A 21,823-nucleotide genomic window follows, 5' to 3' on the forward strand; every position below is an offset into this window, starting at 1 on the left:
TTTACACTTTGCCAGGAGGACAACACCAAGCCCGCCCGCCTGCGGTCGCTGCCTTGGCACCCTGGAGAATTATATGGATGTGCTGCAGCAAGAGCCAGAAGCCGATATCCAGCACCTCCACCGCGCGAGCAAAGACAAGCCCCGATAGCCCGATCGCCACACACGGAGTTTTGTCGTCACAACGGCATATCCGGGCCATCAATCGACCCGCGGCCATTCGGCGCGGGTGTCATGCCAACTAGGCTATAAAGCAATAGCTGATAAAGACTTGCGGCGGGAGGATCATATGCAGGGCCATGATGAGGAGGCACGCTCAAACCGCTTGTATAAAATCGAGAAAAAAAGTGCCCAGTATCAGGAAACATACCGCAATCTGGAGAACGAGCTCGGTATTGCCGCCGCTATTGCCGCCCTGGAAGGCGACAATTACAACGGGATAGCAATTGAAGTGGCCGCGCTGCGCGAATTATTTGCCGGGAAGCGCAAAGCGGAGGATTTGCGGACCAAACAGCATAAAAGCTACGACTACATCGCGACGCGCATTGGCAAGGTCAGAAAAGCGCTGCGACAGCATTACTTTTCGATTCCAGATGTCGAGCAGCGCAAAATATTGATCATGGCCCGGCGTATGCCTAGGCGCCTGGTTTGCGAGGCGCTGCAGAACGAGCTGAATGTGGCCCGCCACTCCTTGCAGACGGTGAAGCACACGGCACATGCCAAGCCCTGGTTGATCGGCGCGACGGCAAGCGTGGTAGCGGTGTTGCTCGGGGGCAGCTTGGCCGGACTGTACGGAGCGCTGGCGGGCGTGGTCGGGGGCTTCTTCCTTGGCAAGTGGCTTGTCGACAACAGTCATAAAAGAATCATGCGCCAGACAACTGCCGTGCAATGGGACGTGGACAGCCTTTCCAACCTGCTGCTGGCATGCCGCCGTGCACCGGAGTGGTTTTCCGAATCGGAAGAACACAGCGGTGAGCGCGATCTGTATGAAGTGTGATGCGGCGCACCCTCGAATGCCGTTCGACAGCTAGTTACCCCCTGCAGACGGCGACCACGCTGCGCCATGCCTCGGCCATCGCCTTCCCGCACTGTTCACCCCCTGTGTCACTCTCCAACTAACCATGAACTGGCCGTATCGATACCGGCATGGAGCCGCGAGAAAGCGCCGTGTATGATTTAGTCACACACGGCGCCAATCCGGCATCCAAATGCGGTATTACCGCGCGTCGTATTTTGTGGCTCACCAGCAGACACGCCACGCCGAGCATCGGGGGAAAACAAGATGGAAATTTCGGACCTGCTGGCCTTCACGGTCAAGAACAAGGCCTCAGACCTGCACCTTTCCGCCGGCCTGCCGCCCATGATCCGCGTGCATGGCGACATCCGCCGCATCAACCTGCCGCCGATGGATCACCATGATGTGCACGACATGGTGTACGACATCATGAACGACTATCAGCGCAAGATCTTCGAAGACAGCTTCGAATGCGACTTCTCGTTCGAGGTGCCCAACCTGGCGCGCTTCCGGGTGAATACCTTCATGCAGAACCGCGGTATGGGTGCGGTGTTCCGCGTGATTCCGTCCAAGGTGCTGTCGCTGGAAGACCTGAATGCGCCGAAGATTTTCCGCGACATCTCCGAATATCCGCGCGGCATCGTGCTGGTGACCGGGCCGACCGGCTCCGGCAAGTCCACCACCCTGGCGGCGATGATCGACTACATCAACAACAATGCGTATTCGCACATCCTTACCGCCGAAGACCCGATCGAATTCGTGCACGAGAGCAAGAAATCGCTGATCAACCAGCGCGAGCTGGGTACCCAGACCCGCAGCTTTGCCAATGCGCTGAAAAGCGCGCTGCGTGAAGACCCGGACGTGATCCTGGTGGGCGAGATGCGCGACTTGGACACCATCCGCCTGGCGCTGACCGCGGCCGAGACCGGCCACCTGGTATTCGGCACCCTGCACACCAGCAGCGCGGCCAAGACCGTCGACCGTATCGTGGACGTGTTCCCGGCCGGCGAAAAGGAAATGGTGCGCGCCATGCTGTCGGAAAGCCTGCGCGCGGTGATTTCGCAGGCGTTGCTGAAAACCAAGGACGGCGGCGGCCGGGTGGCGGCGCACGAGATCATGGTCGGCACCCCGGCGATCCGCAACCTGATCCGCGAGAACAAGCTGGCGCAGATCAACTCGATGATCCAGACCGGCCAGCAATACGGCATGCAGACGCTGGACCAGTGCCTGCAAGACCTGGTACGCCGCAATATCGTGTCCGAGGAAGAGGCACGCGGCAAAGCCACCAACAAGGATTACTTCTAAGCGGAGCCGGTGATGGAAAAGGAACAGGCGTCAAAATTCATCAACGATCTGCTGGCCCACGCGGTCAGCAAGAATGCTTCGGATATCTTCATTGCCGCGGAATTCCCGCCGGCGATGAAGATCGACGGCAAGATCACCCCGGTGTCGCCACAGGTGCTATCCGGGCAACATACCAAGGAGCTGGTACGTTCGGTAATGAACGATCGCCAGACCGAGGAGTTCGAGGCCAGCAAGGAAGCCAACTTCGCCATCAGCCCGCCAGGAGTTGGCCGCTTCCGTGTCAGCGCCTATGTGCAGCAGGGCAAGGCCGGCATGGTGCTGCGCAAGATCAACACCGAAATCCCCACCTTCGATCAGCTGCAGCTGCCGGAAGTGCTGCGCGACATCGCCATGATCAAGCGCGGGCTGGTGATCTTCGTCGGCGGTACCGGCTCCGGTAAATCCACCTCGCTGGCGGCGCTGGTGGACTGGCGCAACACTAATGCCGCCGACCACATCATCACCATCGAAGATCCGGTGGAATACGTGCATGCGCACAAGAAAAGCATCGTCACCCAGCGGGAAATCGGCGTGGACACCGACAGCTGGGAGATCGCGCTGAAGAACACCCTGCGCCAGGCGCCGGACGTGATTCTGATGGGCGAGATCCGCGACCGCGAAACCATGATGTACGGCCTGCAGTTTGCCGAGACCGGCCACCTGTGCCTGGCCACGCTGCACGCCAACAACGCCAACCAGGCGCTGGACCGCATCCTGAACTTCTTCCCGGAAGAGCGGCACCAGCAGGTGCTGATGGATCTGTCGCTGAACATGAAGGCCATCATCTCGCAGCGGTTGGTGCCGCTGAAGGGCGGCAAGGGCCGCACCGCGGCGATCGAGGTGCTGATCAACAGCCCGCTGATCTCCGACCTGATCTTCAAGGGCGAGGTGTCCAGCATCAAGGAGGTGATGGGGCGCTCGCGCGAATCCGGCATGCAGACCTTCGACCAGGCGCTGTTCGATCTGTTCGAGATCGGCAAGATCAGCTACGAGGACGCGCTGCGCAATGCCGACTCGGTGAACGACCTGCGACTGCAGATCAAACTGCACAGCGAAACCGCCAAGCACCAGGGCGTGGAGCAGGGCGGCCTCGATCACCTGGACATCGTCTAGCCGCGCAGCCACCCAAACAACAAGGCCGATCTATGACCGGCCTTGTTGTTCTTGTCGCCTCAGTGCGGCAGCTCTTCCTGCCACAGCTGTTTCACCCACTCCAGCGCGTGCAGCTGCAGCCGGTTGAAGCGCTCGGCATCCATCTGCGGCAACGGGCAGGCCGGCAGCCGGCACTCGGCCAGCTCCACCTGCTGCAGCAAGTCTCCCAGCTCACCGCTGCGGCGCAGTAGGGCGTCCTCCACCGGCGGATGCAGCGCCAGACCATCCACCAGCTCGGCCATCGGCATCGACAGCAGACTGTCGGCCAGCGACAGGATGCCGGCCATGAAGGCATCGTCACTGTCATGCCCCAGCTCGTCGGCCAGCAACTCCATCATGCGGCCGCGCACCGCCGCCATTTCCAGCAGCGGGTTGGGGCCACGCATTGGGCTGCAATCGGCGGAAAACAGCAGGATCAGTGCCCAGCGCTTCAATCGCGCGGTGCCCAGCAGCAGCAGCGCCTCGCGGATGGAGGAGATCGGTCGGCGGTAGTTTTCCGCCGCGTTCACCAGCCGCAACAGGCCCAGCACCATGTCCGGCGCCGCCTTGAACACTTCTTCCAGGCGCTGGATGTCGGCCTCCTGCAGCACCAGGCCCAGCAGGCGCAACGTCAGCGCGCGGTTGGGGTGGGCGCGGTTGTGGGTCATCACCGTTGGCCGCGCAAAGAAATAGCCCTGGAACAAGGAAATGCCCAGCGCCTTGCAGGCCTCGAACTCTTCCACCGAGTCCACCTTCTCCGCCAGCAGCGTACCCTTGAAGCCCTGCAGCCGGCCCAGCACCGCGGGCAGGGTCGCCAGCGGAATCTCGCGCAGGTCGAACTTGATGTAGTCCACCAGCGGCAGCATGCGCGTCACCTCCGGCGTGATGTCCACCACGTCGTCCAGCGCAAAGTGGTAGCCACGCGCCTTCAGCTCGGCGCAGCGCGCACGCACCGTGTCATCCAGCGGCACGTTTTCCAGGATTTCCAGAATGATGCTTTCCGGTGGCATCAACTCGATCAGCGGGCTTTTCAGCAGCTGCTCGTTGACGTTGATAAAACCGGGGCAACCTTCCAGCACCCGTGCCAACCCCAGGTCGATGAAGGTGTGGCGGATAACAGCGGCGGTGGCATTGATGTCGTCCGTGAACAGCGCCCGGTTTTCTGGGCCGGAGCGGAACAGCAGTTCGTACGCCACGCGTTGCTGCTTGAGGTCGACAATTGGCTGTCGGCCAAGATAGATGGTGGAGTACATGGTTTCAGTTCATGCCTAGACGGTTCGATAGTAGCCGAAAGCAGCCGCTGGCGGCATCCGCGCCGGAATGCCATCGGCAACTGGCCACGGCGGCGTGGACTTGTTGCAACAAAACTGCAATTGGTCGCCCAGCGCAGTTCCATGTGAAACCGCGGCCCCGGCCCCTGGTCCGGCAGCCAGCGGCGCCAGTTGGTCGCATACTGCAAACATGCCCCCGCCGCCAGGAGTCCGCCGTGCGACTGTTCTTCGCCATCCTGCCAGGCCGGCACCTTGCCGGCGCCCTGCATGGCCTGGCGCGCCCGCTCACCCGGCGCTGCCGCGGCCGGCCGGTGCCACCGCGCAGCCTGCACCTCACGCTGGCCTTCCTGGGCGAGGTGGCGCCGGAACGGCTGGACGAACTGCGCCGTATCGGCAGCCAGCTGCCGCACGCGGCCGGCACCGCCTGGCAGCTGGACCAGGTGGGCTGCTGGCACGGCGGCATCGTCTGGGCCAGCGGCAGCCAGCCCTGCCCGGCACTGGACGAACTAGCCACCACCCTGCGCAGCGCGCTGGCCGGTGCCGGCTTCAGCATCGAACAGCGCCTCTATCTGCCACACATCACCTTGCTGCGCCGCGCGCGCCAGCCACTGCCGACCCATGCCATTGCACCGCTGCTCTACCCGTTGCGGCGCGTGTCGCTGATGGCATCCACACTGACACCACAGGGGGCGCACTACCGCGAGCTGGCACACTGGCCCTGAGCCGGATACGACAACGCCACCTCGGACGGTGGCGTTGCCGGGCAAGGTTGGCCGCAGGCTTGCGGCCAACCTGTGGCACAGGTGCAGCTCAGTGCTGCAGGATCTTGGACAGGAACTGCTTGGCCCGCTCGGAGCGCGCCTCCGGATTGCCGAAAAACTCTTCCTTGGCGCAATCTTCCACGATGTGGCCGCGGTCCATGAAGATCACGCGGTTGGCCACCTTGCGCGCGAAGCCCATCTCGTGGGTCACGCACATCATGGTCATGCCTTCGTGCGCCAACTCCACCATCACGTCCAGCACCTCGTTGACCATTTCCGGGTCCAGCGCCGAGGTCGGTTCGTCGAACAGCATGGCGATCGGGTCCATCGCCAGCGCACGGGCGATGGCCACGCGCTGCTGCTGGCCGCCGGACAGCTGCCCCGGGAACTTGTTGGCCTGCGCCTTCAGGCCGACGCGGTCCAGGTAGTGCATACCCTTCTGCATCGCCTCGTCCTGGCTACGGCCCAGCACGCGCTGCTGCGCGATGGTCAGGTTCTCGGTAATCGACAGGTGCGGGAACAGTTCGAAGTTCTGGAACACCATGCCGATGCGGGCGCGCAGTTTCGGCAGATCGGTCTTGGCATCGCCGACCGACACACCGTCGACGAAAATCTCGCCCTTCTGGAACGGTTCCAGCGCGTTGACAGTTTTGATCAGCGTGGATTTGCCGGAGCCGGACGGGCCGCACACCACCACCACTTCGCCTTTGCTAACGTCGGTCGTGCAGTCGGTAAGCACCTGGAACTCGCCATACCATTTGCTGACGTTCTTGATGGAAATCATGCTCATACTGCCAACCTCTTTTGCAGACGCTTCACCAGGGTGGAGGCGCCGAAACTGATCACAAAGTACACCGCACCGGCAAAAATCAGGAACTCATGCGGCAGACCGATAATGTCGCCCTTAGAGCGGGCCATGTTGAGGAAGTCCATCAGGCCCACCGCATACACCAGCGACGTGTCCTGGAACAGGATGATGGACTGCTGCAGCAGCAGCGGCATCATCTTGCGGAACGCCTGCGGCAGGATGATCAGGCGCATGGCCTGGCCATAGCTCATGCCCAGCGCGTAGGCGGCGTTGAGCTGGCCGCTGGAGATGGACTGGATGCCGGCACGCACGATCTCGCAGTAGTAGGCGGCCTCGAACATCATGAACGCCACCAGGCAGGAGGTGAAGGCGCCGATGGCGACAAACTCGCCGGTGATCCAGTTCAGCAGCATCGGCACTGCCAGGTAGAACCAGGTGATCACCAGCAGCAGCGGGATGGAGCGGAAGTAATTGACATAGGCCTTGGCCAAGCCGGACAGCAGCGGGCTGCTGGACAGGCGCAGCAACGCCAGGATGGTCCCCAGCGCCACACCGCCGCCCACTGCCAGCAACAGCAGCTTGAGCGTCAGCAGCATGCCTTCCCACAGGTTGGGCAGGGATGGAACGATCTGCGTGAAATCCATTATTTGCCTCCTCCCATCATGCCGGGCACGCGCACCTTGCGCTCCACCCAGCCCATCACGCCCATCAGACTCATATTGAGCACGAAGTAGATGATGGTAGCGAGGGTAAACGCCTCAAACATATTGGCGGTAAATTCCGCGGTCTGCTTGGTCTGCGCCAGCAGCTCCATCAGGCCGATCAGCGACGCCACCGACGAGTTCTTGAAGATGTTGAGAAACTCGCTGGTCAACGGCGGGATGATGATGCGGAACGCCTGCGGCAGTAGCACGTGGCGGTACATCTGCATCTGGTTGAAACCCACCGCCATGGCAGCGGCACTCTGGCCCTTGGGCAGCGCCTGAATGCCGGTGCGCACCTGCTCGCAGACGCGGGCGGCGGTAAACAGCGCCAGGCAGATCACCACCGAGATATAGGCCGAGGAGGTGGGCGACAGCTCCTGCTTGAACCAGATCTGCGCGTGCTCCGGCAGCAAGTCCGGTACCAGGAAGTACCACACGAACAGCTGCACCAGCAGCGGCACGTTGCGGAACAGCTCGACATAAGCAGTCGCAATGCTGGCCAGAGTCTTGTTCGGTAGCGTACGCATCACGCCGAGCAGCGACCCGATCAGCAGCGCCACGCTCCAGGCCACCAGCGCCACGGCGATGGTCCAGCCCAGGCCGGAGACGAACCAGTCAAGGTAGATCTCGCTGCCGATGCCGGTGGACTTGAAGAAAACGTTCCAGTCCCAGTTGTAATTCATTGATGTCTCCAAAGAAAAAGGGGCGCAAGCCGCGCCCCTTCGCAAGCGGGTGGGGGAGCTTCCCCCGGCCCGGTTACGTTGGCCGCAAGCCGAACTTACCCGCTTGCACCGTCATGCCGGCTTACATCTGCTCCGCAGACTTGTCGGTCGGCTTGGCGATCAGCTCTTTCAGCTCGTCAGACATCGGGAAGTTCAGGTTCAGGCCTTTCGGCGGCACCGGGCTGGTGAACCACTTGCTGTAAATCTTGTTGACTTCGCCGGACTTGTAAGTGGCCTTGATGGCATCGTCCACCACTTTCTTGAATGCCGGATCATCCTTGCGCAGCATGCAGCCGTAGATTTCGAACGACTGCGGCTTGCCGGTCACTACCCAGTTGGCCGGGCTCTTGGCCTTGGCCAGTTCGCCGTACAGCAGCGCGTCGTCCATCATGAAGGCCACGGCACGGCCGGACTCCAGCATCAGGAACGATTCGCCGTGATCCTTGGCGGAGATGATGTTCATGCCCATCTGCTTCTCGGCGTTCATCGCCTTCAGCAGGCGCTCGGACGTGGTACCGGCGGTGGTCACCACATTCTTGCCCTTCAGGTCCGGGAAGTCTTTCACGCCGGAGGTCTTGGCGGTCAGCAGGCGGGTGCCGATTTCAAAGATGCCCACCGAGAAGGCCACCTGTTTCTGGCGCTCCAGATTGTTGGTGGTGGAGCCACATTCCAGGTCCACGGTGCCGTTCTGTACCAGCGGGATACGGGTCTGCGAGGTCACCAGGTTGTAGCGCACTTGCAGGTTAGGCATCTTCAGCTGCTTCTTTACCGCCTCGACCACTTTCAGCTGCAGATCGTGCGAGTAGCCTACCGGCGCCTGGCCATCAGCCAGGTAGGAGAACGGAATCGATGCATCACGGTGGCCCAGCACAATCACGCCGGATTGCTTGATCTTGTCCAGGGTACCTTCGGCCATGGCCGGAGCGGCAACAGCAGAGGCGATTACGGCGGTAGTCAGCAGTCGTTTAGTAAAACGCATGAGTTTCTCCATTTTTTCTCGGGTTTTTTGCTGCTTGTCCCGGCGACCCCGTACAACGGCGCCGCCCGAATTAAATCTGTTGTTTTAGTTCATCGGCGTCAGCAACTGACGCAGGAATTGCTTGGCACGGTCATGCTGCGGATTGGTAAAGAAGCTTTCCGGATGTGCCTGTTCGATGATCTCGCCGTGATCGACAAACACCACGCGGTCGGCCACTTCGCGGGCAAAGCCCATTTCGTGGGTCACCACCATCATGGTCATGCCGGATTCGGCCAGGTCCTTCATCACCTTCAGCACTTCGCCGATCATTTCCGGGTCCAGCGCCGAGGTCGGCTCGTCGAACAGCATCACGCGCGGTTCCATCGCCAGGCCGCGGGCAATCGCCACACGCTGCTGCTGGCCGCCGGACAACTGCGACGGGAACGCATCCTTCTTGTGTGCCAGACCCACCTTCTCCAGCAGCCCCACCGCCTGCTTTTCCGCCGCGGCCTTGTCCATGCCTTTTACCTTGATAGGCGAAAGCGTGATGTTTTCCAGTACCGAAAGGTGGGGATACAGGTTGAAATGCTGGAAAACGAAGCCGACTTCGGCACGCAACGCGTTCAGATTGGTCTTCGGATCGGTAACGTTAACGCCGTCGACCCAAATCTCGCCTTCGTTGATGGTTTCCAGCTGGTTCACCGTGCGGATCAGCGTGGACTTGCCGGAGCCGGACGGCCCGCACACCACGACAACCTCGCCCTGGGTCACTTCCAGGTTGATGCCCTTGAGCACATGCAGATCCTTGAACCACTTGTGCACATTGTTGAATCGGATCATGACTTCCCTTTTCCCACCGTATGTAGAAGATTCCCGTCGCCGCTGGCGCGGTCTTGTCTGACGGAGCGTAGCAGGCGCCAATACTGTCTGCCGGTAAGCCGGCAGACAGCCTGTCGCCATCAGCCGGCCAGCGCGTTGGCGATGGCCACGTATTGCTCGACGCTGAGGTTCTCGGCGCGCAGCCCGGCATCGATGCCCAGTGCGGCCAGCTTCTCGTCGTCGATCATGCCCTTGAGGTTGTTGCGCAGAGTCTTGCGGCGCTGGGCAAATGCCTGCGCCACCACCTGCTCCAACAGCTCCTCATCGCGGGCAATGCCGCAACGTCCCGGTACGGGAATCATCCGTACCACCGCCGAGTCCACCTTCGGCGGCGGGTAGAACGAACCGGGCGGTACCAGCAAGATCTGTTCCATGTCGAAACGGTACTGCAACATCACCGTCAAACGGCCGTAATCCGGGGTGCCCGGTACCGCCACCATGCGATCCACCACCTCTTTTTGCAGCATGAAATGCATGTCGGTGACGCGCTCGCCGTAGCAGGCCAGGTGAAACAGCAGCGGGGTGGAAATGTTGTACGGCAGGTTGCCCACCAGCTTGAATTTGCCGGCGGTGACGCTACCGAAATCGAACACCAGCGCATCGCCCTCGTGGATGGTCAGCCGCTCGGGCGGGTATTCACGCTTCAGGCGGGAAATGATGTCGCGGTCGATTTCTGCAACATGCAAATGGTCTAGACGCTGCAGCAGCGGCTTTGTCAGCGCCCCCAGGCCCGGGCCGATCTCGATCACCACGTCGTCGCGCTGTGCGCCCACGGCATTGACGATGTCCTCGATCACCTTCTGGTCCTGCAAAAAGTTCTGGCCGAATCGCTTGCGCGGAATGTGTTTGCTCATGAATTGTCCGGATTGCTAACAAAGCACAACGCCCGCGCAATACCGCGCGGGCCGTTGGCAAATAAAAACGTGGCCACTGTGTTCACCTTATGTCGTCGCGGCCGTTTTGCCATGACAAAGTCCCACAGTACCCAGAAAAACCTATGCGTACGGAAAACCGAACAAGTGCACCTGCCACCATACGCCAGACCGGATGCGCGGTCTAATGCCCCGGCCCCAGCTGCTGCAGCCCCACCACCAGCACGGCATAGCGCGCAAACTTGCCCACGCCGATCCAGCACAGGCAGGGCCACCACGGCAGGCGCAGCCAGCCGGCCGCCAGCGGCAGCGCATCGCCCAGCAGCGGCACCCAGCTTAGCAGCAGCGCCGCCGGGCCGAAGCGGCCGAACCACGCCGCCGCCCGCGGCGGCAAGGTCTTGGGCGGCACCCGCCGCCCCAGCCACATGCTGCTGAGACTGCCGGCGGTATTGGCGATGGTCGCCACCAACAAGGCCAGCAGCCACAGTTGCGGCCGGGCCCGCAGCAGCGCGCCCAGCGCCAGCTCCGAGCTACCGGGCAGCACCGTGGCCGACAGGAAGGCCGAGGCGGCCAGCCCTGCCAGCAACAGCGCGCTGTCCATGCCGCTTATACGCTGAAGCTGAACGCCGCGCTGGCGGCGGTGCTGACCACCTGCGACAGCGTGGCGCCAAACTCGGCGCCATCGCGGCTGGCGATCCACTGGCCGTCGCGACAGGCAAAATGGAAGCCGCCGCTCTTGGCGGCGATCCACAGCTCCTGGTTGGGTACGTGGCGATTCACCACCACCTTGCCGCCATCGTCGAACTCGATCTCCAGCACATTGCCGCTGATCACGCAGTCCACATCCAGCCCGGCGGCGTCCAGCGCATTCTCGATGCGGCGAAAAATCTCCTCGCTCAGACGCAGGAATTCGGTTTCGCTCATTGCTTCATCCTGTCCAAAAGGTTGGCCGCACAGCTTGGGAGAGTCTGCCACGGCCTGTTAGACTGCCATTTTGCCATAGCTCCCCACTGGAATCCGTATGCGTACTGCGCTGCTGCTTGTTCTGCTGTGTTCCACCGTGGCCGCCTGCGGCTACAAAGGCCCGCTGTATCTGCCAAAACCGCCAGCCGGCGAGCTCGCCGCCAGCGCCGCCAAATGAGCCAACTAACTGTGCGGGCGGCCGACCTGGCCGACGCCGCCGAGCGTGCACGGCTGGTGCAGCTGACCGATGGCTACGCCCGCGACCCGATGGGCGGCGGCAATGGCCTGTCCGCCGCGGCCCGCGCACAGCTGGCCGATGCGCTGGGCCGCCATCCCGGCCTGTTTGCGCTGATTGCCGAACTGGACGGCGAGCCGGTGGGGCACGCGCTGTGCGTGCTGGGCTTTTCCAGCTTCTACGCCGCGCCGGTGTGCAATCTGCACGACCTGTCGGTGCTGGCAGCAGGCCGTGGCAAGGGGCTGGGGCGCCGGCTGATGCAGGCGGTTACCGCCGCCGCCAGCGCACGCGGCTGCGCCAAGGTGACGCTGGAAGTGCGCGAAGACAACCACGTTGGCCGCGCGCTGTACCACAGTGAAGGTTTTGCCCACGCCGGGTTGGGCGACAGCCGCTACCTGCTGCTGGAAAAACGGCTGTAAGCGTGCGGCCAACCTGACCACCGGCTCATTCCAGATCGCGGTCGCTGGACAGCTGCAGCCGGTTGCGGCCATTGCGCTTGGCGCGGTACAGCGCGATGTCGGCGGCGCGCAGTGCCTCGTCCCATGACTGCGGGCTGTCGCACCAGTGCAGGCCAAAGCTGGCGGTCACGTGCAGCAGCGGGTGCACCTCCTGCCAGCTGTATTCCATGATCGCCAGCCGCAGCCGTTCACAGCACACCAGCACGCTTTCCACCACGCTGTCCGCCAGCAGCAGCACGAATTCCTCACCGCCGTAACGCGTCACCAGATCGCTGCTGCGCGTGCGCAGGGTAATCAGCTGCGCGACCTTCTTCAGCGCCTCATCGCCGACGGCATGGCCGAAGCGGTCGTTGATGTTCTTGAAGTGATCCAGATCCAGCACCACCACCGCCAGCCCGCCGTCCTCGCTGCCCAGCCGCGCCAGCCGTGCCGGCCCTTCCAGATCCAGCAGCCGGCGGTTGCCCACCCCGGTCAGCGCATCGACCAGCGCCGCCTGTTCCAGCTCGTTCATGCGCGCATCGGCCACCGCTTTTTCCGCCTCCAGCCGGGCGGCGCGCAGCCGTTCGCGCTCCGCCTGCAGCCGCTCGCGCTCGGCGGCCAACTGCGCGCTGGTGATTTCCAGTTCTTTGCGGATGGCCCAACCCTGGGTGCTGCTGCGCTGGGTGGCCAGCTCCTGCTCGATACGGCGCAGCGCTTCCAGCTCGGCCAGCGCCAGCTGGAACTCGCCAATATCCTTGTACAGCCGGTACAGGCCCTCGTGCACAAGCACCTTCATGTCGAACTCCAGCAGCTCGGCCTGCGCCAGCAGTGCGCGCAGCACCGTGGCTGCCGCCTGATGCTGGCCGGAGTGATGCAGCAGGGTGGCTTCGGCCAGGTCGACATTGCGCTGGATGTGAGTGAAATGGCCCTGCTGCGCCAGACTGCGCGTCTGCGCCAGCGCCGTCTGGCCGGCGGCAAAATCGCCGAGGTTGGTGTGGATTTCCGCCAGGTTGATGTAGGCGGTGGCCAGCGAGTGCAGGTTGTTGCCGCTGACGGCCAGCTGCTCGGCCTGCATGAACTGCGCGCGCGCCAGCAGGAACAGCCGCCGCGCCTCGGCGCCATTGCCCAGCAGCTCCTGCTGCAGGCCGGCGGCGCGGTAGGTCACTCCCAGATTGGTCAGCGCGCTGAAACAGGCGACATCGTCTGCGGCCAACCGGGCCTGGATCTCGGCCTGCTGCAGCAGGCTGACGCTCTGTTGCAGGTCGCCCAGTGCGGAAAAGGTGGCGATGCCAGCGCGGTTCAGCGCCCACGACAGCAGCTCCGGTTCGTTACTGATGCGCGCCGCCCCCAGCGCCTCCAGCGCGTACTTCAGCGCGTCCTGGCCCAGCCCCATCTCGTTGCAGGCCATGGCCACGGTGCACAGCACGTCGGCGCGCGCCGCCGCCTGGCTGACGAAATCCAGCCCCGACGCCGCCTCCAGCCCGTACTGCACGGCGTCGGTCAGCCGCCCCAGGCGCAGCGAATGCAAGGCCAGCAACTGCAGCGCCTCGTCGCGCTGACGGCGAAAGCGCGGCTGGCCGCACAGCGCCAGCGCCGCTGCGGCCGCCTGACGGCCAAGGTGATGCTCGCCGCTGAGCCGTGCCCGCCGCGCCTGGCGCAGATGCAGGGAAATCGTGCGGCTGCTACTGGGGGCAGGGGCCGACGGGGAAGGCTCATTCATGGCTTTAGCCGTGACTCGTGTTGGCATTATGTTTTTTGTTGGCAAACAGCTGTAAGCAAATCGCTAAAAAATGGTTACATTTCAATAACGCATTGCTTTATATCGCCTAATTCGCCGGCGGAACAGGGGCTAAACAAGTCATAGCCGGTTTTTTTGCGCCTTGCTGCCCCGGCATACAACAAGCAGCGGATTCTTCAAGCAAGCGCATCAAATAATGAGAATTTCCGGGCGTAAAACTATCAGTTGTCAACCGCACACTGTTGCGGTGATGCCACCGGCCGCCACCCGCTAAGCCGCCTGCTGACAGTAGGCTGTCAGTAGGCCCGGTCGATACTGGCGCCATGCAGGAAGTCCTGCCCATTCAAGGAGCCCATCATGTCGCCGTTTGTTCACTGGTTCGAAATCCCCGTTACCGACTTTGACCGCGCCGTTGCCTTCTACCAGCAGGTGTTCCACGTGGAACTGCGGCTGGAGGACGCCATGGGCGAGCGCATGGCCATCTTTACCCGCCCGGACGGCAGCAGCCACGGCTGCCTGATGGCCAGCCCGCGGCTGCAGGCATCGCCCCACGGCTGCCGCCTCTACCTGGATGGCAGCCCGGACGTGGCCACCGTGCTGGCGCGCGCCCGCGCCGCCGGCGGCCAGGTGCTGCTGGAGAAAATGGCGCTGCCGGATGGCAACGGCGACATCGGCCAGTTTGCCGACCCGGACGGCAACATCATCGGCCTGCACACCGAGCCATGAGCCGACGCTACTGGATCGGCGTCGCCAGCCGCGACCACGTTGGCCGCGGCGTGGCCGGCGGCTTTGCCCAGCTGTGCCACGGCAAGGCCGCGCCGCTGGCGCGCCTGCAGCCGGGCGACGGCCTGGTGTACTACTCGCCGCGCGAGCAGTTCGGCGCCGACACGCCGTGCCAGTGTTTCACCGCCATCGGCATCGTGCAGCCGCGCCAGCCATATCAGGTGGCGATGGCGCCGGACTTCACGCCGTGGCGGCGCGACGTGCAGTTTCTGCCCGCCCACGCCGCGGCCATCCGGCCGCTGCTGCCGCAACTGGCCTGCATCGCCGACCCGGCGCACTGGGGCTACAGCTTCCGCTTTGGCCAGCAGCAGATCAGCGCCGCGGATTTTGGCTTGATCGCGCAGGCGATGGGCGCGACACTGCCCGCTTCCATGCTGACGGAGTAATGCGATGCGCCGAGCCGATCGCCTGCTGCAGATCCTGCTACTGCTGCGCGGCCGGCGCCGCACCACCGCCGCGCAGCTGGCCGAGTGGCTGGAAATCTCGCCACGCACCGTGTACCGCGACATGGCCGACCTGCAGGCCAGCGGCGCGCCGGTCAACGGCGAAGCCGGCGAGGGCTACTGGCTGGAGCGCGGCTTTGTGCCGCCACCGCTGAGCTTCAGCAGCGACGAGCTGGCGGCGCTGGAGGCGGGCGCCCGCATGCTGGCCGGCTGTGCCGACAGCGACACCGCCGCCGCCGCTCATGCCGCGCTGGCCAAGATCCACGCCGTGCTCGGCAGCGCCGGGCTGGCGCCGTCGCCGCTGTTCGTGCCACCGCTGCTGGCGCCGGCCCCGCAGGTACTGGCCGCGCTGCGCCGCGCCTGCGTACAGCAGCAATGCCTGCAACTGCACTACCGCGACGCCGCCGGCAACAGCAGCCAGCGTGCTGTCGCGCCGCTGGGGCTATTCTTCTGGGGCGAGCGCTGGACGCTGGCGGCGTGGTGCCTGCTGCGGCAGGACTACCGCCACTTCCGTACCGATCGCATCGCCGCACAGCAGGCGGCCACCGTACCGTGGCCGCACGGCATCTCGCTGGATGCCTTCCTGCAACAGGCCGGGGCAGGTGCTGCCAGCCGCCAGCAATTGCAGCAGCAGACCCGCCAGCCCTGGCACCAGCGCTAAGCGCGGCGCGGCGCGGCGCGGCGCGGCAGCGCAAGGTTGGCCGCAACATTCCTCATCACAAGGAGCCCGAATATGGAAGCCCGACTGAGTTTCATCACCCTGGGCGTGGCCGATCTGGCGCGCGCCACCGCGTTTTACCGCGACGTGCTGGCGCTGCCGCAGATAGCGATGCCGGAGGGCGCCGGCGTGGCCTTCTTCGAACTGGGCAAAACCTGGCTGTCGCTGTTTCCACGCGCCGAGCTGGCCAAGGACGCCGGTGTGGCCGACAGTCCGCCGGCGGCGTTTCCCGGCTTTTCGCTGGCGCACAATGTGCGCGAGCGGCTGGCGGTGGACGCGCTGCTGGCCGAAATCGCCAGCCGTGGCGGCGACATCGTCAAGCCGGCGGAGGACGCGTTCTGGGGCGGCCGCAGCGGCTACTTCCGCGATCCGGACGGCTTCCTGTGGGAAGTGGCGTGGAATCCGCAGTTTCCGCACGTGTAACCACCACCGCCTGCCGTGCAGGCACGCTGCGGCCAACGTGCCGGCTACGGCGGTAGGCGCTTTGCCGCGGCCTTCGCCGCCGTACTATTCCGCTGCTGGCAATAATCAATTACCCGCCGCGGTCATTCTGTTCTCCGCCTGGGTGGCGCACAGTGCCGCCATCCGCATCCCGTCGTGATGCGCCACTGTTCCGGAGATCAACATGGCTCGTCTGCCCGTCAAACTGTATACCTTCCCGCTGTCCGGCCACGCCCATCGCGTGCGGCTGGCGCTGGCCTTGCTCAAGGTGCCCACCGAGTTGATTGAGGTGGATCTGCGCAGCGGCGCACACAAGCAGACCGATTTCCTCAAGCTGAACGTGTTCGGCCAGGTGCCGGTCATCGACGACAACGGCAGCATCATTGCCGACTCCAACGCCATCCTGGTGTACCTGGCGCGCCGCTACGGCAATGGTGACTGGTTGCCGAGCGATGCGGTGGGCGAAGCCGCGGTGCAGCGCTGGCTGTCGGTGGCCGCCGGCCCGCTGGCCTTCGGCCCAGCGGCGGCGCGGCTAATCACGGTGTTTGGTGCAGGCTTGCATGCCGAAGAAGTCATCCCGCGCGCCCACAAACTGTTCGCGGTGATGGAGGCGGAACTCTCGCGCCGCCCGTTCCTCACCGGCGACCAGCCCAGCATTGCCGACATCGCCAACTACACCTATACCGCGCATGCGCCGGAAGGCAATGTCTCGCTGGCCGCCTATCCGCACCTGCGCGCCTGGCTGGCGCGCATCGAGGCCTTGCCCGGTTTTGTCGGCATGCAGCAAAGCGCCGTGGCGCTGGCCGGCAGAGCGTAACCACCGCGAGGGAAGCACCATGCACAGCACCTCACCCTGGCACCGTGGCGAACAGCTGCTGCAGCAACGGCTGGGCGTCTCCAGCCAGATGGCAGCCGTCGGCCAACGCGTGATTCGCGACTACATGCCCGAGCAGCACCGGCAGTTCTATGCCCAGCTGCCGTTCCTGCTGCTCGGAGCAGTGGATGCCGCCGGCTGGCCGTGGGCCGGGGTGCTGGAAGGGGCGCCCGGCTTTGTGCAGTCCCCCGATCCCCGCCTGCTGACGATTGCCGCCCAGCCTGGCCGCGATGACCCGCTGCACACCTGCCTGTCACCCGGCGCCCCGGTCGGCTTGCTGGGCATCGAGCTGCCAACCCGCCGCCGCAACCGCATGAACGGCCGCCTCCAGGCCTGCACGGGCGCGGGCCTGACGGTGGCCGTCGAGCAATCGTTCGGCAATTGCCCGAAGTACATCCAGCAGCGTGATGTCTGCGTTGTCCCACGGCCGGCCGGGCCTGCGGCGCCGGCCGAACAACACGGCGCGCTGGATGTCGCCGCGCGGCAGCTGATTGCCAGCGCGGACACGCTGTTTGTCGCCAGCAGCTTTCCCGGCGATGCCAGCCAGCCGGCCGCATCGGTCGATGTGTCGCATCGCGGCGGCAAGCCGGGCTTTGTCCGGGTCGACGGCAATCGCCTGACGATTCCGGATTTTTCCGGCAACCGCTTTTTCAATACCCTCGGCAACCTGCTGCTCAACCCCAGAGCCGGGCTGCTGTTCATCGATTTTGCCAACGGCGACCTGCTGCAGCTGACCGGCCGCACCGAGATCATCTGGCACGACGAACGTATTGCCGCGTTCGCGGGCTGCGAGCGCGCCTGGCACTTCACTGTCGAACAGATGTGGCGGCGGCGCGGCGCGCTGGCCCTGCGCGGCCTGCCCCCCCAGCTGTCGCCCAGCCTGCAACACACCGGCACCTGGTAACAAGCCGCGGCGCGGCCGAGCCCGCACCGGCGCCGCGACTAACGGCGGCCGGGCGGCTCAGCCCAGGTGCTTGTCGGCCCGCAGCCGCGCCACCATCAGGTCGATGAAACTGCGCACCTTGGCCGAGCCATATTTGCTTTCCCGATGCACGATATGGATCGGTAGCGGGGCGCTTTCGTACGCCGGCAGCACGATCTGCAGCGCACCGGATTCCAGTTGCCCGGCGACCTGATAGGACAGCAGCCGGGTAATGCCCAGGCCGGCCTTGGCCGCCTCGATGGCGCTGTCGTTGCTGGTGACCAGCAGCCGTGGCTGCAGCCGCACCGCCTCCGTGTCGCCCGCCGGCCCGAACTTCCACTCCACGGTAGGCGACACGCTGGTGGCGGCAATGGTGGTGTGCGCCTGCAGATCGGCAGGCTGCGCCGGCACGCCATGCGCCGCCAGGTAGTCCGGTGCCGCACACAGCACCCGCCGCACTTCCCCGACCTTGATCGCACGCAGGCTGGAATCCGGCAGCGGGCCGATGCGCACCGCCACATCCACGCCTTCTTCCAGCATGTTCACCACCCGGTCGAGAAACAGCGCCGACACCGCCACCTGCGGGTAGCGCTGCAGATAGGCCACGATGCCCGGCATCACGTACAGCTTGCCGAACAGCACCGGCGCGGTAACGGTAAGTTGGCCGCGCGGTGCGGCGTTGATGCCGGCCACCGCCTCGTCCGCTTCGTCCACCTCCGCCACTATCCGCCGCGCATCATCCAGATAGCGTTGCCCGGCATCCGTCACCCGCACATAACGGGTGGTGCGCTGCAGCAGCTTGACCCCCAGCCGCGCCTCCAGGCTGGCAATGGCACGCGTCACCGCCGGTGGCGACATGCCCAGCCGGCGGGCGGCGCCGGCAAAACTGCCTGCCTCGCCCACCGCCACAAACACGGTCATCAGGTGCAGCCGGTCCATGTTTCATTTCTCCAAGTGGAACAATCAATTGCATTGTATGGCTATTCTTCTGCCGCATGAGGTCTGCCAAAGTGAACTCACGCGCTCCACACCCTGCGGCGCGCAGCAAACCCCCATCACTTGCCAAGGACTGCACCATGAACCGCCTCAGCATCCCGACCGTGGAACACGCCCATACCGCCAGCCAGCCGCTGCTGGCCGCCGTGCAACAACAACTGGGCGTCGTGCCCAACCTGATGAAAGTCATCGGCCACAGCCCGGCCGCGCTGGAAGGCTATCTGGCGCTGAATGGCGCGCTGAACAAGGGCAAGCTGCCGCCGGCCCTGCGCGAACGCATCGCCCTGGCAGTGGCGGAATACAACGGCTGCGATTACTGCCTGTCGGCACACAGCTACCTCGGTCAGCATGTCGCCAAGCTCAGCGCCGCCGAAATCGCCGCCGCCCGCGACCAGCACAGTGCCGATGCCCGCGCCGCCGCCGCGCTGCAGTTTGCCTACCAGGTCGCCGCCAGGCGCGGCCATGTCAGCGATGCCGAGCTGGCCGCGCTGCGCGAGGCCGGTTTCGACGAGGCGGAAACCATCGAACTGGTGCTGGTGGTGGCGCTGAACGTGCTGACCAACTATGTCAACAATGTGGTGCGCACCAGCATCGACTTCCCGCTGGTGACGGCCCGCCAGCCGGCAACGGCTTAAAACCAGGTTTCCCCGGCGCTACCACCGGCGGTAGCGCCGCCCCTTTTCCAGGAGCTGCCATGACCACCACTCACGCCGCAAGCCGGCCACCGCTGCCACCGTTCACGCTGGAAACCGCCATCCAGAAAGTGCGCGCCGCCGAAGACGGCTGGAACAACCGCAACCCGCAACAAGTGGCACTGGCGTATACCCCGGACAGCCGCTGGCGCAATCGCAACGAGTTTCTGGCCGGCCGGGCACAGATCGAGGCCTTCCTGACCCGGAAATGGCAGCGGGAACAGGAATATCGCCTGATCAAGGAAATCTGGGCATACGGCGAGCAGCGCATTGCGGTGCGCTTTGCCTATGAATGGCACGACGCGCAGGGGCAGTGGTTCCGCTCCTACGGCAACGAGAACTGGGAATTCGATGCAAACGGCCTGATGGCAGTGCGCCACGCCAGCATCAACGATCTGCCGATCCGCGAGGAGGAGCGGCTGTTTCGCTGGCCGCAGGGCCGCCGCCCGGACGATCATCCGGGGCTGACCGCGCTGGGGCTGTGACGGACGGTGCGGCCAGTGCCGAGTTGACACGCGGCATCAGCCGGCAGGCAACGGCCGCCGCATCAGGTACTGGAACAACTCATCGCGCTGGCAGCCGGCCGCCAGCAGTGCCTCGCCGCCGGCATCCGGCCGTTGCAGCTGCGGCACGCGCCACGGCACGCCGGGCTGCGCGGCGCGCAAGGCCTGCAGCAAATGCTGCGCATCGTGCTGCGCCAGCTGGCGATCGACCAGGCTGTGGATCAGCACGCCCTCATCCGACAGCGAAAACACCAGCTGCGCCGCACCGTGCTGCCACGCCTGCCACGGCAGCGGCGATACCGCCAACACCGGCGCGGTGACCTGCAGCGGCAGGTCGTCGCGCTGCAGTTCGGCATCGTCCAGCCACGCCAGTGCCGCCTCGCGGCCAACGTGTGGCGGCGCAAGCCCCGCCGCCGGGGCCGGTGCCGTTGCCGCCAGCGTGTAGCCATGCAGCGGCGCCAGTTCGCCAAAGCCACGGCTGCGGTACAGCCGCAAGGCGCGCGCGTTCTGCGCGAACACTTCCAGTTCCAGCGCCTGCAGGCCGTGGGCGCCAGCGCGGGTGATCAGCTCGTCCAGCAGCGCCGGCGCCGCGCCGCTACCACGCGCCTGCGGCACCGCCCCCATGCCGGCCAGCCGCCAACGTTGGCCGCGCGGCGCCACCAGTGCAAACGCCAGAATATCGTCGCCGCGCAAGGCCACCCGACTGAGGGACAGCACCGCCGCCTGCCGCGCCAGGAAGGCCGGCCACTGCGCCAGCGTCAGCGCCAACGGCAGCAGGTAATCGGCAAACGCATCGCGAAACGCGGCATGCAGCTGCGCCGGCGGCAGGATATTGGCGGGGACAAGGCGGAAAGCGGACATGGCGCGGCTCCTGTGGGATACCGCGCCATTCTAGAAACGCGCCGCGCCGAGCACAGCCCGCCGTTGGGACAGCTGCGGCCTAGCGCAGCGGGCCGATCAGCCGGGTGAGGGTGTCGTCGCGCAAAAAGCGGTGATGCCAAACGCTGGCAGCCACATGCACGGTCAGCGCCACCAGCATCAGGTTGCCCAGCAGCTCGTGGACCTCCTTCAGCACATGGCCCAGCCCCGGCCGTGACGACAGCAGCACCGGCAGCGCACTGCCAAACAGCGCCACCGGCTTGCCGGCCGCCTGCAACGCCAGCACCCCGAACAGCGGCAGCGCCAGCATCAGGCCATACAGCGCCCAGTGGCCGGCACGAGCCAGCAGCTGGAATAACGGCGGCGGCGGCGGGGTGACGTCCGGCGGGCGGTTACCCAGCCGCCACAACAGGCGCGGCACCAGCAGCAGCGCGGTCAGCAGGCCGGCGTCGATATGCCATAGCAGCAGCTGCAGGCGCTCGGTCGAGCCGCGCGGAAAGAAATCGTTGATCTCGATGCAGATCAGCGCACCCACGACGGCTATAGCAGACAGCCAGTGAAAGACGCGCGCCAACACACCATAACTGTGGCGGGTATTGCGTAGCATGCTGCGGCTCCGGCAAAGGGTAGGCTATAAGCCTAGCCCGCCCGGCTTAACCGCGCCTTAGCGCGGCCAGCCACAGCACAACGCCCGCCGCGGCAGGCCGGGGCGGGCGTCAAGGTTGGCCGCAGGCGGC

Annotated in this window: 27 protein-coding genes; 14 read left to right on the forward strand and 13 right to left on the reverse strand. The window is 64.8% G+C overall.

The annotated features are described in order from the left end of the window. The first annotated feature begins 286 nt into the window (after positions 1-286). The 3 genes from ABNW52_RS04630 (at position 287) to ABNW52_RS04640 (ending at position 3,469) form a co-directional block, all read left to right on the forward strand. On the forward strand, positions 287-994 hold the full coding sequence (locus tag ABNW52_RS04630) for a hypothetical protein (RefSeq protein ID WP_349584654.1): 708 nt from the start codon (positions 287-289) through the stop codon (positions 992-994). Between the two features lie 285 nt (positions 995-1,279). Further along, the gene (locus ABNW52_RS04635; protein ID WP_349584657.1) at positions 1,280-2,317 is read left to right on the forward strand and encodes a type IV pilus twitching motility protein PilT; all 1,038 of its coding nucleotides are present in this window, start codon (positions 1,280-1,282) and stop codon (positions 2,315-2,317) included. A 12-nt stretch (positions 2,318-2,329) separates the two neighbouring features. Next, positions 2,330-3,469: a PilT/PilU family type 4a pilus ATPase gene (locus tag ABNW52_RS04640; RefSeq protein ID WP_349584660.1), complete on the forward strand. Its 1,140-nt coding sequence runs from the start codon at positions 2,330-2,332 to the stop codon at positions 3,467-3,469. Between the two features lie 59 nt (positions 3,470-3,528). Here ABNW52_RS04640 and ABNW52_RS04645 read toward each other — a convergent pair whose 3' ends face one another. Beyond that, positions 3,529-4,740: an EAL and HDOD domain-containing protein gene (locus tag ABNW52_RS04645; protein ID WP_349584663.1), complete on the reverse strand. Its 1,212-nt coding sequence runs from the start codon at positions 4,738-4,740 to the stop codon at positions 3,529-3,531. A gap of 233 nt (positions 4,741-4,973) precedes the next feature. Between ABNW52_RS04645 and thpR the strand changes: the two genes are divergently transcribed. Further along, the gene (gene thpR / locus ABNW52_RS04650) at positions 4,974-5,480 is read left to right on the forward strand and encodes an RNA 2',3'-cyclic phosphodiesterase (RefSeq protein WP_349584666.1); all 507 of its coding nucleotides are present in this window, start codon (positions 4,974-4,976) and stop codon (positions 5,478-5,480) included. An 88-nt stretch (positions 5,481-5,568) separates the two neighbouring features. Here the strand turns inward: thpR and ABNW52_RS04655 are convergent, their stop codons facing one another. The 8 genes from ABNW52_RS04655 to cyaY form a co-directional block, all read right to left on the reverse strand. Continuing rightward, positions 5,569-6,303: an amino acid ABC transporter ATP-binding protein gene (locus tag ABNW52_RS04655; protein ID WP_349585035.1), complete on the reverse strand. Its 735-nt coding sequence runs from the start codon at positions 6,301-6,303 to the stop codon at positions 5,569-5,571. A 2-nt stretch (positions 6,304-6,305) separates the two neighbouring features. Beyond that, the gene (locus ABNW52_RS04660) at positions 6,306-6,971 is read right to left on the reverse strand and encodes an ABC transporter permease subunit (RefSeq protein ID WP_349584669.1); all 666 of its coding nucleotides are present in this window, start codon (positions 6,969-6,971) and stop codon (positions 6,306-6,308) included. Further along, positions 6,971-7,714 carry an amino acid ABC transporter permease gene (locus tag ABNW52_RS04665; protein ID WP_349584672.1) on the reverse strand — a complete coding sequence of 248 codons (744 nt, stop codon included), beginning with the start codon at positions 7,712-7,714 and terminating at the stop codon, positions 6,971-6,973. Before ABNW52_RS04665 ends, ABNW52_RS04660 begins: the two co-directional genes overlap by 1 nt. 121 nt (positions 7,715-7,835) lie before the next feature. Next, on the reverse strand, positions 7,836-8,732 hold the full coding sequence (locus tag ABNW52_RS04670) for a glutamate/aspartate ABC transporter substrate-binding protein (protein WP_349584675.1): 897 nt from the start codon (positions 8,730-8,732) through the stop codon (positions 7,836-7,838). 84 nt (positions 8,733-8,816) lie between these two features. Further along, positions 8,817-9,551 carry an amino acid ABC transporter ATP-binding protein gene (locus tag ABNW52_RS04675; RefSeq protein WP_349584678.1) on the reverse strand — a complete coding sequence of 245 codons (735 nt, stop codon included), beginning with the start codon at positions 9,549-9,551 and terminating at the stop codon, positions 8,817-8,819. Positions 9,552-9,670: 119 nt separating this feature from the next. Continuing rightward, entirely contained in the window at positions 9,671-10,444 is a 774-nt protein-coding gene (rsmA, locus tag ABNW52_RS04680; RefSeq protein ID WP_349584681.1) for a 16S rRNA (adenine(1518)-N(6)/adenine(1519)-N(6))-dimethyltransferase RsmA, read from the reverse strand. Positions 10,445-10,646: 202 nt separating this feature from the next. Further along, entirely contained in the window at positions 10,647-11,063 is a 417-nt protein-coding gene (locus ABNW52_RS04685; protein ID WP_349584684.1) for a YqaA family protein, read from the reverse strand. Between the two features lie 5 nt (positions 11,064-11,068). Beyond that, the gene (gene cyaY, locus ABNW52_RS04690) at positions 11,069-11,386 is read right to left on the reverse strand and encodes an iron donor protein CyaY (protein ID WP_349584687.1); all 318 of its coding nucleotides are present in this window, start codon (positions 11,384-11,386) and stop codon (positions 11,069-11,071) included. 97 nt (positions 11,387-11,483) lie between these two features. Between cyaY and lptM the strand changes: the two genes are divergently transcribed. Together lptM and ABNW52_RS04700 are read left to right on the forward strand one after the other, a co-directional pair. Further along, positions 11,484-11,603: an LPS translocon maturation chaperone LptM gene (gene lptM, locus ABNW52_RS04695; protein WP_349584690.1), complete on the forward strand. Its 120-nt coding sequence runs from the start codon at positions 11,484-11,486 to the stop codon at positions 11,601-11,603. Further along, positions 11,600-12,079 carry a GNAT family N-acetyltransferase gene (locus ABNW52_RS04700; RefSeq protein ID WP_349584693.1) on the forward strand — a complete coding sequence of 160 codons (480 nt, stop codon included), beginning with the start codon at positions 11,600-11,602 and terminating at the stop codon, positions 12,077-12,079. Before lptM ends, ABNW52_RS04700 begins: the two co-directional genes overlap by 4 nt. A gap of 25 nt (positions 12,080-12,104) precedes the next feature. Here ABNW52_RS04700 and ABNW52_RS04705 read toward each other — a convergent pair whose 3' ends face one another. Beyond that, a complete protein-coding gene (locus ABNW52_RS04705) occupies positions 12,105-13,817 on the reverse strand; it encodes a GGDEF domain-containing protein (RefSeq protein WP_349584696.1) in 1,713 nt (570 codons plus the stop codon). Positions 13,818-14,192: 375 nt separating this feature from the next. Between ABNW52_RS04705 and ABNW52_RS04710 the strand changes: the two genes are divergently transcribed. The 6 genes from ABNW52_RS04710 to ABNW52_RS04735 all read left to right on the forward strand — a co-directional run bounded on the left by ABNW52_RS04710 (position 14,193) and on the right by ABNW52_RS04735 (position 17,998). Further along, positions 14,193-14,561: a VOC family protein gene (locus tag ABNW52_RS04710; RefSeq protein WP_349584699.1), complete on the forward strand. Its 369-nt coding sequence runs from the start codon at positions 14,193-14,195 to the stop codon at positions 14,559-14,561. Then, positions 14,558-15,004 (forward strand): EVE domain-containing protein, encoded by a 447-nt coding sequence (locus ABNW52_RS04715; protein WP_349584702.1) that lies wholly within the window; start codon positions 14,558-14,560, stop codon positions 15,002-15,004. The genes ABNW52_RS04710 and ABNW52_RS04715 overlap by 4 nt, the downstream gene beginning before the upstream one ends. 4 nt (positions 15,005-15,008) lie before the next feature. Next, a complete protein-coding gene (locus tag ABNW52_RS04720; RefSeq protein WP_349584705.1) occupies positions 15,009-15,722 on the forward strand; it encodes a helix-turn-helix transcriptional regulator in 714 nt (237 codons plus the stop codon). A 72-nt stretch (positions 15,723-15,794) separates the two neighbouring features. After that, positions 15,795-16,202: a VOC family protein gene (locus tag ABNW52_RS04725; RefSeq protein ID WP_349584708.1), complete on the forward strand. Its 408-nt coding sequence runs from the start codon at positions 15,795-15,797 to the stop codon at positions 16,200-16,202. A 202-nt stretch (positions 16,203-16,404) separates the two neighbouring features. Continuing rightward, a complete protein-coding gene (locus ABNW52_RS04730) occupies positions 16,405-17,037 on the forward strand; it encodes a glutathione S-transferase family protein (RefSeq protein ID WP_349584711.1) in 633 nt (210 codons plus the stop codon). 19 nt (positions 17,038-17,056) lie between these two features. Then, the gene (locus tag ABNW52_RS04735; RefSeq protein WP_349584714.1) at positions 17,057-17,998 is read left to right on the forward strand and encodes a pyridoxamine 5'-phosphate oxidase family protein; all 942 of its coding nucleotides are present in this window, start codon (positions 17,057-17,059) and stop codon (positions 17,996-17,998) included. A 57-nt stretch (positions 17,999-18,055) separates the two neighbouring features. Here ABNW52_RS04735 and ABNW52_RS04740 read toward each other — a convergent pair whose 3' ends face one another. Then, entirely contained in the window at positions 18,056-18,955 is a 900-nt protein-coding gene (locus ABNW52_RS04740; RefSeq protein ID WP_349584717.1) for a LysR family transcriptional regulator, read from the reverse strand. A 137-nt stretch (positions 18,956-19,092) separates the two neighbouring features. Between ABNW52_RS04740 and ABNW52_RS04745 the strand changes: the two genes are divergently transcribed. Together ABNW52_RS04745 and ABNW52_RS04750 are read left to right on the forward strand one after the other, a co-directional pair. Continuing rightward, positions 19,093-19,647, forward strand: coding sequence for a carboxymuconolactone decarboxylase family protein (locus ABNW52_RS04745; protein ID WP_349584720.1), 555 nt, complete (start codon positions 19,093-19,095; stop codon positions 19,645-19,647). A gap of 59 nt (positions 19,648-19,706) precedes the next feature. Continuing rightward, positions 19,707-20,189 (forward strand): nuclear transport factor 2 family protein, encoded by a 483-nt coding sequence (locus ABNW52_RS04750; RefSeq protein WP_349584723.1) that lies wholly within the window; start codon positions 19,707-19,709, stop codon positions 20,187-20,189. Between the two features lie 36 nt (positions 20,190-20,225). Here the strand turns inward: ABNW52_RS04750 and ABNW52_RS04755 are convergent, their stop codons facing one another. After that, a complete protein-coding gene (locus tag ABNW52_RS04755) occupies positions 20,226-21,068 on the reverse strand; it encodes a GNAT family N-acetyltransferase (RefSeq protein WP_349584725.1) in 843 nt (280 codons plus the stop codon). A gap of 79 nt (positions 21,069-21,147) precedes the next feature. Then, positions 21,148-21,693, reverse strand: a complete 546-nt coding sequence (locus ABNW52_RS04760; RefSeq protein ID WP_349584728.1) for a cytochrome b — start codon at positions 21,691-21,693, stop codon at positions 21,148-21,150. Positions 21,694-21,823 lie beyond the last annotated feature (130 nt).

It is taken from the genome of Vogesella oryzagri, from assembly GCF_040148885.1.
Classification (GTDB): domain Bacteria; phylum Pseudomonadota; class Gammaproteobacteria; order Burkholderiales; family Chromobacteriaceae; genus Vogesella; species Vogesella oryzagri.